This is a genomic window from Tumebacillus algifaecis, assembly GCF_002243515.1.
In the GTDB taxonomy this organism is placed as follows: domain Bacteria; phylum Bacillota; class Bacilli; order Tumebacillales; family Tumebacillaceae; genus Tumebacillus_A; species Tumebacillus_A algifaecis.
Genome location: NZ_CP022657.1, coordinates 4,352,689 through 4,365,565, shown reverse-complemented (window position 1 = coordinate 4,365,565; position 12,877 = coordinate 4,352,689). Strand labels below are relative to the sequence as shown.

24 protein-coding genes are annotated in these 12,877 nt (G+C 52.5%); all 24 read left to right on the top strand.

The window, feature by feature from the left end; all coding sequences use genetic code 11:
* Positions 1-27: 27 nt before the first annotated feature.
* The 24 genes from rplX to cwlD all read left to right on the top strand — a co-directional run bounded on the left by rplX (position 28) and on the right by cwlD (position 12,850).
* The gene (gene rplX, locus CIG75_RS19680; protein WP_094238143.1) at positions 28-357 is read left to right on the top strand and encodes a 50S ribosomal protein L24; all 330 of its coding nucleotides are present in this window, start codon (positions 28-30) and stop codon (positions 355-357) included.
* A gap of 23 nt (positions 358-380) precedes the next feature.
* A complete protein-coding gene (rplE, locus tag CIG75_RS19675) occupies positions 381-926 on the top strand; it encodes a 50S ribosomal protein L5 (RefSeq protein WP_094238142.1) in 546 nt (181 codons plus the stop codon).
* A gap of 30 nt (positions 927-956) precedes the next feature.
* Positions 957-1,142 carry a type Z 30S ribosomal protein S14 gene (locus CIG75_RS19670; protein WP_094238141.1) on the top strand — a complete coding sequence of 62 codons (186 nt, stop codon included), beginning with the start codon at positions 957-959 and terminating at the stop codon, positions 1,140-1,142.
* Between the two features lie 34 nt (positions 1,143-1,176).
* Entirely contained in the window at positions 1,177-1,575 is a 399-nt protein-coding gene (gene rpsH / locus CIG75_RS19665; RefSeq protein ID WP_094238140.1) for a 30S ribosomal protein S8, read from the top strand.
* Between the two features lie 31 nt (positions 1,576-1,606).
* Positions 1,607-2,146, top strand: coding sequence for a 50S ribosomal protein L6 (gene rplF / locus CIG75_RS19660; protein WP_094238139.1), 540 nt, complete (start codon positions 1,607-1,609; stop codon positions 2,144-2,146).
* 43 nt (positions 2,147-2,189) lie between these two features.
* Positions 2,190-2,558: a 50S ribosomal protein L18 gene (gene rplR, locus CIG75_RS19655; protein WP_094238138.1), complete on the top strand. Its 369-nt coding sequence runs from the start codon at positions 2,190-2,192 to the stop codon at positions 2,556-2,558.
* Between the two features lie 29 nt (positions 2,559-2,587).
* Complete coding sequence (rpsE, locus tag CIG75_RS19650; RefSeq protein WP_094238137.1) at positions 2,588-3,085, top strand: 30S ribosomal protein S5; 498 nt, start codon at positions 2,588-2,590, stop codon at positions 3,083-3,085.
* Between the two features lie 15 nt (positions 3,086-3,100).
* A complete protein-coding gene (rpmD, locus tag CIG75_RS19645) occupies positions 3,101-3,283 on the top strand; it encodes a 50S ribosomal protein L30 (protein ID WP_094238136.1) in 183 nt (60 codons plus the stop codon).
* 33 nt (positions 3,284-3,316) lie between these two features.
* Positions 3,317-3,760 carry a 50S ribosomal protein L15 gene (gene rplO / locus CIG75_RS19640; protein WP_094238135.1) on the top strand — a complete coding sequence of 148 codons (444 nt, stop codon included), beginning with the start codon at positions 3,317-3,319 and terminating at the stop codon, positions 3,758-3,760.
* On the top strand, positions 3,760-5,043 hold the full coding sequence (gene secY, locus CIG75_RS19635; protein WP_094238134.1) for a preprotein translocase subunit SecY: 1,284 nt from the start codon (positions 3,760-3,762) through the stop codon (positions 5,041-5,043). Before rplO ends, secY begins: the two co-directional genes overlap by 1 nt.
* Before the next feature lie 55 nt (positions 5,044-5,098).
* Positions 5,099-5,749 (top strand): adenylate kinase, encoded by a 651-nt coding sequence (locus CIG75_RS19630; protein ID WP_094238133.1) that lies wholly within the window; start codon positions 5,099-5,101, stop codon positions 5,747-5,749.
* Complete coding sequence (gene map, locus CIG75_RS19625; protein WP_094238132.1) at positions 5,746-6,492, top strand: type I methionyl aminopeptidase; 747 nt, start codon at positions 5,746-5,748, stop codon at positions 6,490-6,492. The genes CIG75_RS19630 and map overlap by 4 nt, the downstream gene beginning before the upstream one ends.
* A 10-nt stretch (positions 6,493-6,502) precedes the next feature.
* A complete protein-coding gene (locus CIG75_RS19620; RefSeq protein ID WP_193791326.1) occupies positions 6,503-6,835 on the top strand; it encodes a KOW domain-containing RNA-binding protein in 333 nt (110 codons plus the stop codon).
* On the top strand, positions 6,822-7,040 hold the full coding sequence (gene infA / locus CIG75_RS19615) for a translation initiation factor IF-1 (RefSeq protein WP_087456472.1): 219 nt from the start codon (positions 6,822-6,824) through the stop codon (positions 7,038-7,040). The genes CIG75_RS19620 and infA overlap by 14 nt, the downstream gene beginning before the upstream one ends.
* Before the next feature lie 25 nt (positions 7,041-7,065).
* On the top strand, positions 7,066-7,179 hold the full coding sequence (rpmJ, locus tag CIG75_RS19610; protein ID WP_018131305.1) for a 50S ribosomal protein L36: 114 nt from the start codon (positions 7,066-7,068) through the stop codon (positions 7,177-7,179).
* Positions 7,180-7,298: 119 nt separating this feature from the next.
* On the top strand, positions 7,299-7,667 hold the full coding sequence (gene rpsM, locus CIG75_RS19605) for a 30S ribosomal protein S13 (protein WP_094238131.1): 369 nt from the start codon (positions 7,299-7,301) through the stop codon (positions 7,665-7,667).
* 19 nt (positions 7,668-7,686) lie between these two features.
* The gene (gene rpsK, locus CIG75_RS19600; protein ID WP_094238130.1) at positions 7,687-8,097 is read left to right on the top strand and encodes a 30S ribosomal protein S11; all 411 of its coding nucleotides are present in this window, start codon (positions 7,687-7,689) and stop codon (positions 8,095-8,097) included.
* Positions 8,098-8,185: 88 nt separating this feature from the next.
* Entirely contained in the window at positions 8,186-8,812 is a 627-nt protein-coding gene (gene rpsD / locus CIG75_RS19595) for a 30S ribosomal protein S4 (RefSeq protein ID WP_094238129.1), read from the top strand.
* A gap of 86 nt (positions 8,813-8,898) precedes the next feature.
* Positions 8,899-9,843 (top strand): DNA-directed RNA polymerase subunit alpha, encoded by a 945-nt coding sequence (locus CIG75_RS19590; protein ID WP_094238128.1) that lies wholly within the window; start codon positions 8,899-8,901, stop codon positions 9,841-9,843.
* Positions 9,844-9,891: 48 nt separating this feature from the next.
* Entirely contained in the window at positions 9,892-10,254 is a 363-nt protein-coding gene (rplQ, locus tag CIG75_RS19585; protein WP_094238127.1) for a 50S ribosomal protein L17, read from the top strand.
* 70 nt (positions 10,255-10,324) lie between these two features.
* Positions 10,325-11,062 carry a tRNA pseudouridine(38-40) synthase TruA gene (gene truA, locus CIG75_RS19580; RefSeq protein ID WP_094238126.1) on the top strand — a complete coding sequence of 246 codons (738 nt, stop codon included), beginning with the start codon at positions 10,325-10,327 and terminating at the stop codon, positions 11,060-11,062.
* Positions 11,063-11,177: 115 nt separating this feature from the next.
* Entirely contained in the window at positions 11,178-11,612 is a 435-nt protein-coding gene (gene rplM / locus CIG75_RS19575) for a 50S ribosomal protein L13 (protein ID WP_094238125.1), read from the top strand.
* 18 nt (positions 11,613-11,630) lie between these two features.
* Complete coding sequence (rpsI, locus tag CIG75_RS19570) at positions 11,631-12,026, top strand: 30S ribosomal protein S9 (RefSeq protein WP_094238124.1); 396 nt, start codon at positions 11,631-11,633, stop codon at positions 12,024-12,026.
* Positions 12,027-12,127: 101 nt separating this feature from the next.
* Positions 12,128-12,850 (top strand): N-acetylmuramoyl-L-alanine amidase CwlD, encoded by a 723-nt coding sequence (gene cwlD / locus CIG75_RS19565; protein ID WP_094238123.1) that lies wholly within the window; start codon positions 12,128-12,130, stop codon positions 12,848-12,850.
* Positions 12,851-12,877 lie beyond the last annotated feature (27 nt).

Below are 12,877 nucleotides of genomic sequence, written 5' to 3'. Positions count from 1 at the left end.
TAGTAACACCTGAGGAGGTGTAACACAGTGGCAAAAGCTAAACTTCACGTGAAGAAAGGCGACCAAGTCGTCGTTCTCACTGGTAAGGATAAAGGCAAGAAGGGTCGCATCTTGGAAGCATACCCGACTGAGCAGCGCGTTTTGATCGAAGGCGTGAACATCGTTAAGCGTCACACCAAGCCGAACGCGACCAACCAGCAAGGCGGTATCATCGAGAAAGAAGCGCCGATCCACGTTTCGAACGTAGCGATCGTTGACCCGAAAACCGGCGGTGCTACTCGAATCGGTAAAAAGATTCTGAACGACGGCACCAAGGTTCGTTACGCAAAAAAATCTGGCGAAACTCTCGACAAGTAGTCAGGTCAAGAAAGGAGGTAACTATCGTGGCTCGTTTGCAAGAGTATTACAAAACAGAAGTTCTTCCTGCTCTGATGAGCAAGTTTGAATACCAGTCCGTGATGCAAGCTCCGAAACTCGATAAGATCGTCATCAACATGGGTCTTGGCGAAGCGGTTGCTAACGCTAAGGTACTGGACGCAGCTGTTGCTGATCTCGAGCTGATCTCCGGTCAAAAACCGGTTATCACCAAAGCGAAGAAGTCGATCGCAGGCTTCAAAATTCGCGAAGGCATGCCGATCGGTGCAAAAGTCACCCTGCGCGGTGAGCGTATGTACCATTTCCTCGACAAGCTGTTCAACGTGGCACTTCCGCGTGTACGCGACTTCCGCGGTATTTCCCCGAAGGCGTTCGACGGCCGTGGTAACTACACGCTCGGTCTGAAAGAACAACTTCTCTTCCCGGAAATCGAGTACGAAAAGGTCGATAAAATGCTGGGTATGGACATCGTGTTCGTAACCACCGCTACGACCGACGAAGAAGGCCGTGAATTCCTGCGCCTGATGGGCGCGCCGTTCCGTCAAGCATAAACATTCCGCAAATTATAGGAGGTATGGACAGTGGCTCGTAAGGCTATGATCGTGAAACAGCAACGTACGCCGAAGTTCAGCACCCGCGCATACACTCGTTGCCGTGTGTGCGGACGTCCGCACTCGGTTTTGCGGAAGTTCGGCATTTGCCGTATTTGCTTCCGTGAACTGGCGTACAAAGGTCAACTCCCTGGCGTGAAGAAAGCCAGCTGGTAATAGAGATAGCGATTAGGGAAGGAGGTTTTTACACATGGTGATGACTGATCCGATCGCAGATATGCTGACTCGTATCCGGAACGCGAACATGGTTGGTCACGAGAAAGTTGAAATCCCGGGCTCCAACCTGAAGAAAGCAGTCGCTGAAATCCTCAAGAGCGAAGGTTTCATCCGTGACGCTGAATTCATTCCGGACAACAAGCAGGGGATCATCCGCGTATTCCTCAAGTACGGTGCAAACAATGAACGTGTAATCACTGGTTTGAAGCGTATCTCCAAACCGGGCCTGCGCGTTTACGCAAAATCGACTGAAATCCCGCGTGTTCTTGGTGGTCTGGGTATTGCAATCCTCTCCACTTCGAACGGTCTGATGACTGATAAAGAGGCTCGCCGCACTCAAGTTGGTGGCGAAGTTCTCTGCTACGTTTGGTAATAGAAGCTTCTTACGATTGGAGGTGTAACTTGTGTCTCGTATCGGTAGAAAAGTAATTGAGTTGCCGGCTGGTGTTGAGTTAACTCAAAACGGCTTTGTCGTGACCGTAACTGGTCCGAAAGGCACCCTGACCCGTGAGTTCCATAAGGACATGGTCATCAAGGTTGAAGGCAACCAAGTCGTCGTCGAACGTCCGTCCGACAACAAGCTGCACCGCTCTCTGCACGGCACCACTCGCTCTGTCCTCAACAACATGGTAGAGGGTGTGTCCAAAGGCTTCGAGAAAAACCTCGAACTCGTTGGCGTTGGTTACCGTGCTGCGAAAGCGGGCAACAAAGTAACTCTTTCCCTCGGTTTCTCCCACCCGGTTGAAATCGTTCCGGAAGAAGGCATCGAAATCGATGTTCCGGCAGCTACGAAGCTGACCGTTAAAGGGATTAACAAGGAGCGCGTTGGTCAAGTGGCTGCGCAAATCCGTTCCCTGCGTGAACCGGAGCCGTATAAAGGCAAAGGTGTTAAGTACGAAAATGAAGTCGTCCGACGCAAAGTTGGTAAGACTGGTAAGAAATAATAGCTTGAGACATGCAAACATTGCATGAAGGGAGTGAAACTCGATGATCACAAAAGGCGATAAGAATAAAGCTCGTAAGCGCCGTCACTTCCGCGTACGTCGTAAGGTTACAGGTACGGCTCTGCGCCCGCGTCTGAACGTTTTCCGTTCTTCGAAGCATATCTACGCTCAAGTAATCGACGATGCGACCGGTACAACTCTCGCTTCTGCTTCGACCGTTGATCCGGCTCTTAAAGGCGAAGTTGGTCACGGCGGCAACATTGACGCTGCTACTAAAGTAGGCGAACTCGTTGCGAAGCGCGCGATCGAAAAAGGTATCACCAACGTCGTATTTGACCGTGGCGGTTACCTCTATCATGGCCGCATTGCAGCTCTGGCTGCAGCAGCTCGCGAAGCTGGCCTCGAATTCTAATCATCTTGTCAAAAAGGAGGGAAACCTTAATGCGTATCGATCCGAACCAACTCGAACTGTCTGAAAAAGTCGTCGCAATCAACCGTGTTGCGAAGGTCGTTAAAGGCGGTCGTCGTTTCAGCTTTTCCGCACTCGTTATCGTAGGCGATGGCAACGGACACGTCGGCGCAGGTCTCGGCAAAGCTGCTGAGGTGCCGGAAGCTATCCGTAAAGGCATCGACGATGCGAAGAAAAACCTCGTCTTCGTTCCGCTCGTTGGCACCACCGTGCCGCACGATATTCTCGGACGTTTTGGCGCTGGTAAAGTTCTGATCAAGCCGGCTAAAGAAGGTACCGGCGTTATCGCGGGCGGTCCTGCTCGCGCTGTGCTCGAACTTGCTGGTGTAAAAGATATCGTTACCAAATCTCTTGGTTCTTCCAACTCCATGAACATGGTTAACGCAACTCTTGATGGTCTGAAGCGCCTCAAGCGCCCGGAAGACGTTGCGAAACTGCGTGGTAAGTCCTTGGAAGAAATTCAGGGTTAAGGAGGGGATATCACAATGGCAAAGTTGGAAATCACCCTCAAGAAGAGCCCGATCGGCCGTCCTGAAGACCAGAAGGTTACCGTGACAACTCTGGGTCTGCGCAAGCTGAACCAGACTGTTGTTCACAACGACACTCCGCAAATCCGCGGTATGGTCAACAAGGTTTCGCACCTCGTTGAATACAAAGTTATCGACTAATCAAGCATCAAATCAAAGAGGAGGTGCATCGGGATGAAATTGCATGAGCTCAAACCGGCTGAAGGTTCGAAGTTCACTCGCAAGCGTGTTGGCCGCGGGATCGGTACTGGCAACGGCAAGACTGCTGGACGTGGTCACAAAGGTCAAAACTCTCGCTCCGGCGGTGGCGTTCGTCTGGGCTTCGAGGGCGGTCAGACTCCTCTGTTCCGTCGTCTGCCGAAGCGCGGCTTCAACAACTCGGTATTCGCTACCGTGTATGCTGAAGTGAACGTTGCGAAGCTGAACAGTTTCGAAGCTGGCACTGTTGTAACTCAGGAACTGCTGAAAGAAGTGGGTGTTGTTAAAAACCTGCACGACGGCGTTAAGATCCTGGGTAACGGCGAGATTACCGTAGCTCTTACTGTGCAAGCAAAGGCTTTCTCCAAGTCTGCTATCGAGAAAATCGAAGCTGCTGGCGGTAAGGCTGAGGTGATCTAATGTTTACGACGATCGCGAACATTTGGAAAGTGTCCGATCTGCGTAATCGTATTTTGTTCACCCTGCTCATGATTCTGGTATTCAGGATCGGGAGTTTCATCCCGGTCCCGAATGTCAACGCTAAAGCACTCGCTGAGATCGGGGAAAACCCGATCTTCGGGATGCTTAACACGTTCTCGGGCGGTGCGCTCCAGAACTTCTCCATCTTCGCAATGTCGATCACCCCGTACATCACGGCGTCGATCATTGTCCAGCTCCTCGGCATGGGCGTGCTCAAGAAGTTCGAGGAATGGCAAAAAGAAGGAGAAGCCGGACGCAAAAAGTTAGCGCAGATTACGCGATACGGTACAATCGTACTGGGTATGATCCAGGCTTTCGGCCTGTCCGTAACCTTTAACAACCAGATCCCGGGACTGATTACCGACACGACCTGGACGGGTTACGCACTCATCACGCTGACGCTGACAGCTGGTACGGCATTTCTGATGTGGCTCGGTGAGCAAATCACTGAGAAGGGCATTGGCAACGGGATCTCGATCCTCATCTTTGCGGGTATTATCGCAGGTGTGGAACGCGGGGCTCGCACGATTTACGAGACTTGGTTCTATAACCAAGAGCAACTCGGCATGAGCTATGTCAAACTCGGCATCTTGCTGATTGGCGTTGTGTTGTTGATCGCTGCGATCGTATTCGTACAACAAGGTGTTCGTCGGATTCCGGTACAGTATGCGAAGCGTGTTGTTGGGCGTAAAATGTATGGTGGGCAATCCACCCACATTCCGCTCAAGGTTAACGCTGCAGGGGTTATTCCGGTCATTTTCGCATCGTCCCTGCTGATGTTCCCTGTCACAGTGGCTCAATTCCTTCCGTCCAATACGGTGACGGATTGGATTCAAGCGCGGCTTGCTTTCGGGCAACCGCTGTATGTTTCTTTTGAAGTGATTCTGATCATTTTCTTCACGTACTTCTATACGTTTGTACAGATCAACCCTGTACAACTGTCCGATGGCATGAAGAAAAATGGCGGCTTCATCCCGGGCATTCGCCCAGGCAAACCGACCGAGTTGTTTATCACCCGGGTCATGAATCGCATCACTCTTTCCGGCGCACTCTTCCTCGCTGCCATCGCCTCGATGCCAGTCGTGTTTATGGGTGCAACGGGTCTGAATCTGTATTTCGGCGGCACTGGTCTTCTCATCGTCGTCGGGGTTGCTCTTGAAACCATGAAACAAGTGGAAAGCCAGCTCCTGCAACGCCACTATAAAGGATTTATCCGCAAATAGTGGAAGAGACGGCATGACCCGAAACCAGAAGTCTTAGACATTGGAGGGATGATGGATGCAAGTCATCTTTATGGGATTGCCCGGTGCAGGTAAAGGCACGCAGGCAGAACGCATCGTCTCCGAGTTCGGGATTCCGCACATCTCTACCGGTGACATGTTCCGGGCGGCGATAGCAGAAGAGACTCCCCTTGGGCTTCAGGCGAAGTCTTTCATGGATCAGGGGCTCCTCGTACCAGACGAAGTCACCATCGGGATTGTGCGTGAACGATTCCAAAAGCCGGACTGCGAAAAAGGATTTCTCCTCGATGGTTTTCCGCGGACACTGGCCCAAGCAGAAGCGCTTGACGCAATGCTTGTGGACCTTGGTCGCGAGATCGACTCAGTCATTAACTTGACCGTTGCTCGTGAAAACCTCTTAGCGCGTTTAACCGGTCGTCGGATTTGCAAATCCTGCGGCGCTACGTACCATGTCATCTTTAACCCTCCGGCAACGGAAGGCAAATGCGACAAGTGCGATGGCGAACTCTACCAGCGCTCGGATGATACTGAGGAAACGGTAGCAACCCGCTTGGATGTAAACATCAAGCAATCCGAACCAATTTTGGCTTACTACGAAGCCAAGGGTCTGCTGAAAACTATCGATGGCGAACGAGCAATCGATGAGGTCTACAAGCAAATCTCTTCCATTCTACGAGGTGTGGAATGATCGTCAGTAAGTCCAATGTAGAGCTGGATTTGATGCGTGAGGCAGGACGGATCGTTGCGTTGACACACAAAGAGCTGCAAAAAGCAGTTCATCCGGGGATCACCACGAAGGAACTTGACCAGATTGCTGATGATTTTATCCGCAAGCAAGGTGCGCTTCCTTCCTTCAAGGGGTACCACGGGTATCCAGCTTCTATCTGTGCATCAGTCAATGAAGTGATCGTCCACGGAATCCCGGGTGACCAGGAGCTCCAAGAGGGCGACATCATCTCCATTGACATCGGTGCGAACATCCACGGCTTCCACGGCGACTCCGCCTGGACGTACGCGGTCGGCCCTATCAGTGAGACGGCTCAAAAGTTGCTCGAGGTAACGGAAGCAGCTCTGTTTAAAGGCTTGGAACAAGCCAAGGATGGGAACCGTCTTTCCGATATCGGTCACGCGGTGCAAACGTATGTGGAATCGCACGGGTTCTCGGTCGTACGTGAATTCGTTGGCCACGGCATTGGGCGACAAATGCATGAAGACCCGTCTATCCCTAACTACGGCCCGCCCGGACGTGGACCACGACTTAAAACCGGCATGACGCTGGCGATCGAGCCGATGGTCAACGTTGGCAGCTTTCACACAAAGACACTCCAGGATGACTGGACAGTCGTGACGGCTGACGGCTCGCTGGCCGCTCACTTTGAGCATACAGTGGCAGTTACTCCTGACGGACCGGACATCTTGACGAAAGCGTAAGGTGAATAGGATGCCTCATCCGACGCGTCCCCATCTCGGGCAGATCGTCTTGGTGACCCAGGGCAAAGAAGCAGGAAACTATTGCGTAATCGTAGGGATTCATGGCCCCAAGTTCGTTTTGCTGGCCGATGGTGCGAAGCGCAAAAGCGACGCTCCTAAGCACAAAAACATCGCACATGTACAGCTCCTCGCTCATATCGATGAAGCGGTGGCGATGAAACTCGAACAACAGGGTCAGGTGCAAAATGCTTTGTTGCGTTGTAGCCTGAATCGATTCAAACGGTCGTTAGAGCACATTTATGAAGAAGCGAAGAGAGGAAGTGACCTCAGTGGCGAAAGATGATGTAATCGAAGTGGAAGGTAGAGTTATTGAACCTCTCCCGAACGCAATGTTTCGAGTGGAATTGGAAAACGGACACAAAGTGCTCGCACATGTATCTGGAAAGATTCGAATGCACTATATCCGGATTCTACCGGGGGACCGTGTAACCGTTGAATTGTCTCCGTACGATTTGACGCGTGGCCGGATTACCTACCGCTACAAATAAGGACTGACGATTGGAGGTAATCGCAATGAAGGTACGTCCTTCTGTTAAGCCGATTTGCGAAAAGTGCAAGATCATTCGTCGCAAAGGCGCTGTTATGGTCATTTGCGAAAACCCGAAGCACAAGCAAAAACAAGGTTAAGTTTCAACAGAGCGTAGAGCGGCTGCCCCGTTCCGCTCTGCAGGAACGTTGGGAACTGCGCGCTGTTGTTTCCTATAAACGAAGCAGTTCAATGAATCACTTGGGAGGTGTACACGCACATGGCACGTATTGCTGGTATCGATATCCCGCGCGACAAGCGCGTGGAAATCAGCTTGACCTACATCTTTGGGATCGGCCGTAAAACTTCGAACAAGGTCCTCGAAGCAACCGACGTCAACAAAGACGCTCGCGTTAAGGATCTGACTGAAGATGAGATCAACCGTATCCGTGAATTTATCGACAAGAACATCAAGGTTGAAGGTGACCTCCGTCGCGACATCGCTTTGAACATTAAGCGCCTGATCGAGATCGGTTCCTACCGTGGTATCCGTCACCGCCGCGGCCTTCCGGTTCGCGGTCAACGCACGAAGACCAACGCTCGTACCCGTAAAGGTCCTCGCCGCACTGTAGCAGGCAAGAAAAAATAGTAAGGGGGGAAACTGACACATGGCAAAAGTTAAAGGACGCGGTAAAGGTGCTACCACCCGTACCAAACGTCGTGACCGTAAAAACATTGAAGTCGGCGTAGCTCACATCAAGTCGACTTTCAACAACACGATCGTTACCATCACCGACCTGCAAGGCAACGCGATCTCCTGGGCTACTGCCGGCGGCCAAGGCTTCAAAGGCTCCCGTAAGTCCACCCCGTTCGCAGCTCAATTGGCTGCTGAGTCTGCTGCGAAAGTCGCGATGGAACACGGCATGAAGTCTTGCGAAGTATTCGTAAAAGGCCCAGGCGCTGGTCGCGAAGCTGCGATTCGCTCCCTGCAAGCTGCTGGTCTCGAAGTTTCGATGATCAAAGACGTCACTCCGATCCCGCACAACGGTTGCCGTCCGCCGAAGCGCCGCCGCGTATAACAGTGGCGCTTCTCTTCTGTGTCTAAGTGGACACAGGGGAATATATAGCAAGAAGAGTATGATTCTAACAGGAGGTGTCAATACTAGAATGGCAAGATACACCGGTTCTGTTTGCCGTCTGTGCCGCCGCGAAGGCGTTAAACTGTATCTGAAAGGCGAACGCTGCTACACCGACAAGTGTGCGATCGACCGCCGCGCTTACGCTCCGGGCCAACACGGCCAGGCTCGTAAGAAGGTATCCGAATACGGTACCCAGCTGCGCGAGAAGCAAAAAGCTCGTCGCGTTTACGGCGTCCTTGAAAAGCAATTCCGTGGTTACTACGAAGAAGCTAGCCGCCGCAAGGGGATCACAGGTGAGACCCTGTTGCAAATTCTGGAAAGCCGCTTGGATAACGTTGTGTTTCGTTCCGGTTTCGCAGCTTCCCGTCCGGAAGCTCGCCAAATCGTGAAGCACGGCCATATCCTTGTGAATGGCAAACGTGTCGATATCCCGTCTTACCTGACCAAGCCGGGCGATGTGATTGCGTTTTCCGATAAAGCTCAAGAAGTTCCGCGCGTGAAGGAACTCTTGGAAGCTGCTGAATCCAAATCGGTGATCGCGTGGCTCGAGAGAGACCTGAACACCAAGTCTGCGCGCATCGTTCGCGTTCCGTCTCGTGACGAAATCGACGTTCCAGTTGCAGAGCAAATGATCGTCGAACTTTACTCTCGCTAAGATTTGAGTGTACTCGGCAGACTATCACCCTCAGCTGCGCAAGTCTCACCGGAATGTTCGAGTTGTCGAGAAGGAGGGTTACGTGAATGATTGAAATTGAAAAGCCGAGAATCGAGACTGTTGAGATCAACGAAAGTGGCACGTACGGGAAGTTTGTGGTGGAACCGCTGGAACGCGGTTATGGCACCACACTGGGGAACTCTCTGCGTCGTATCCTCCTCTCTTCGTTACCTGGCGCTGCTGCGACCAGCGTGAAGATTGAAGGGGTGCTTCATGAGTTCTCCACCATTCCTGGCGTCGTCGAAGATACAACAGAGATCATCTTGAATCTCAAACGGCTTTCGCTCAAAATCCATTCCGACGAGGAAAAAACGCTGACGATCGACGCGGAGGGACCGGGTGCGGTCACCGCCGGCGATATTCGTGTGGATTCCGACGTTGACGTGCTCAACCCGGACCTGCATATTGCCACTTTGGCCGATGGCGGAAAACTCTTCATGGAGATTACGGCGAACCGTGGACGCGGCTATGTTCCGGCCGACCGTAACAAGAAAGAAGACATGGAGATTGGCGTCATCCCGATCGACTCCATCTATACGCCGATTGAACGCGTGAACTACTCCGTAGAGAATACTCGCGTCGGACAGGTAACCAACTACGACAAGCTGACCCTCGAGGTCTGGACGGACGGAAGCATTCGACCTGACGAAGCGGTGAGTCTGGGTGCAAAGATCTTAACGGAGCACCTGATGTTGTTTGTAGGCCTGACCGATAAAGTTCGCGATACGGAGATCATGATCGAGAAGGAAGACGATAAGAAAGAGAAAGTTCTTGAGATGACGATCGAAGAACTGGAACTTTCCGTTCGCTCCTACAATTGCTTGAAGCGTGCTGGTATCAACACGGTTCAAGAACTTTGTTCGAAAACAGAAGAAGAGATGATGAAAGTCCGTAACCTCGGTCGCAAGTCGCTGGAGGAAGTCCAGGAAAAGCTGGCTGAACTCGGCCTTGGCCTTCGTAACGAAGACTAATCGCATCTCAAAGCAACATGTGAAATTGTTGAGGAGGAGGGAAACAACGTGGCATACAGAAAGCTGAACCGTCGTTCCGGTAACCGTAAAGCATTGTTCCGGAGCCAGGTAACTGACCTGTTTATCTACGAGCGCATCCAAACGACCGAAGCGAAAGCGAAAGAACTCCGCTCGGTGGCTGAAAAGCTGATCACGCTGGCTAAGCGTGGCGACCTGCACGCTCGCCGTCAAGTCGCATCGTTCGTTCTTCCGGAAATCGCAGATGCTACCACCAACCAAGACGTGGTACAAAAGCTGTTCTCCGAGATCGCTCCGCGTTTTGCTGAGCGTCAAGGCGGCTACACCCGCATCATGAAGATCGGACCGCGCCGCGGCGACGGGGCACCGATGGTGTACCTCGAACTCGTATAATGTTCTCTGCGAGGTTTGCTACAACTGCAAACCTCGTTTTTGATTAACGAACGGTGTGAGCGGAGGGACTATGCGGAATATCAAACTGACGATCTCGTATGACGGGACCGATTTTCACGGCTTTCAGATCCAGCCGAACCTGCGCACGGTGCAGGGGGCGCTGCAGGCGCGTCTGGAAGAGGTGGTCGGACACCCGGTTTCGATCATCGGCTCGGGGCGAACCGATGCTGGAGTGCATGCGCGCGCGCAAGTGGTCAATTTCCACACATCTTCGCGCGTTCCGGTGGAGAAGTGGCCGATCGTGTGCAACGTGAAGCTACCAGGCGACTTAGTCGTTCAGGACGCCGAAGAGGTGTCTGAGGACTGGCATGCGCGTTTTTCGGCACAGGGGAAGGTGTATCGCTACCAGATGGACAGAAGCGCTTTCTCCGACGTGTTTACGCGCAAATACGCCTATCACTATCCCTACCCGATTTGCGTCGAGCGGATGATCGAAGCGGCAACTCATCTCGTGGGTCGTCATGATTTCACCAGTTTCTGTGCTGCCAACACGCCGGTTGAAGACAAAGTGCGCACGTTGTACGCGGTTGACCTTCGAGAGGAGGGGCACCTGCTGACGGTGACCTGTCGCGGCGAAGGTTTTCTTTACAACATGGTGCGGATCATCGTCGGCACGTTACTCGACGTTGGCCGCGGCAAGATCGAACCGGGTGAACTCCCGGACATTCTGCTTGCGCGCGACCGAAAAAGAGCTGGAGTGACCGCTCCGGCACACGGCTTAACGATGTGGCAAGTTCTGTACGACTGATTAGTCTTGACATTTTGGCCCGTCCAAAGTAGAATTGACATTGGTATTTTACAGCCCTTGCTAATCCCACTAGCCCCGGCTTTTAAAATACAACAAGTTTCAGGAGGGAATAACTATGCGTACAACATACATGGCGAAACCTGGCGCCGTGGAACGCAAATGGTACATCATCGACGCTGAAGGTAAAACCGTAGGCCGTCTGGCAACAGAAGTTGCTTCTATCCTTCGCGGTAAACATAAACCGGAATTCACCCCGCATATCGACACTGGTGATTTCGTGATCATCATCAACGCTGAGAAGGTTGTCTTCACTGGCAAGAAACTGCAAAACAAAATCTACTATCGTCACTCCCTGTATCCGGGTGGCCTCAAGCAAACCACTGCAGGTCAAATGCTGGCTACCAAACCGGAGCGCGTGCTGACCTACGCAATCAAGGGTATGCTGCCGCATAACTCTCTGGGCGCGAAACAGCTGACCAAGCTGCGCGTATACGCAGGTACTGAGCATGGGCATGCTGCACAAAACCCGATTCCGTGGGAATCGAAGTAAGAGGGAGGTTAGCACACTATGGCACAAGTTCAATACTGGGGCACTGGTCGTCGTAAACATTCCGTAGCTCGCGTACGTCTCGTACCGGGTGAAGGCAACGTGATCATCAACAAACGTACCATGGACGAATTCTTCGGCGGTTTGGAAACCCTGAAGCTGATCGTGAAACAGCCGGGCAACCTGACTGAGACCATCGGCAAGTATGATGTGATCTGCAACGTTAAGGGTGGCGGCTTCTCCGGCCAAGCTGGCGCAATCCGTCACGGGATCTCCCGTGCGCTGCTCAAAGCTGATCCGGAACTGCGTGGTTCTCTGAAAAAAGCAGGCTTCCTGACTCGTGACCCGCGTATGAAAGAGCGTAAGAAATACGGCCTTAAAGCTGCTCGTCGCGCTCCGCAATTCTCCAAACGTTAATTGTTGGACCGAAACAGCTTGCAAAAGAAGGATACCTATTTGGGTGTCCTTCTTTTTTTGTGCCTGTCCGCATATTCTTCTTCTGGAAGGAGGAGTTGCGGATGTGGAAACGAGGTAAGATGCCAGTATGGCGATTTGGCGTCTACGTGGCTTTGTTTTTGATCGCTTCGTTTGGGCTGTATACAGGAACCTTACAGTGGCTGACCGAGCCTTCTTCTTTGTCATGGAACCTGCCGCTCAATGGGCAGGTGATCGTGCTCGATGCGGGGCATGGGGGAGTGGACCCAGGCGCTGTCAGCGAATCTGGCGTGCTGGAGAAGGAGATTGCACTGCAGGTGGCGATGTTTTTACGGGACTATTTGCAGCAGGCAGGTGCACATGTCCTCATGATCCGCGAGGAGGATTTGGATCTGGCCGATCCGAATACGAAGGGATATAGCCGCCGAAAAAGTCAAGACTTAAAGGAGCGGGCTCGCATCATCCGCGAATCGGATGCGACCGTCTTTATCTCACTGCACTGCAATTCGATCCCGTCCGACAAATGGACCGGTGCCCAGACGCTCTTCGATACGGAGTTTGAAGACAGCAAAGTGCTCGCCGAAAAGGTTCAGGAGGCGCTCCGGGAGACGATTGATGCAGACCGCGGCGTAAAAAAGCGCGAGGACCTCTTCCTGCTCAAGCATGCGGGCAAACCGGGAGCCCTTGTTGAACTCGGTTTTTTGTCCAATCCGGATGAAGCGCTGTTGATGCAGGAGAAGAACTATCAGAAAAAGTTGGCCCTTAGTATCTACAAGGGTCTGCTGGCGTACTACTCGGAGAAATGATCGCGAACAAGTCGCAGCAGGAGGCGC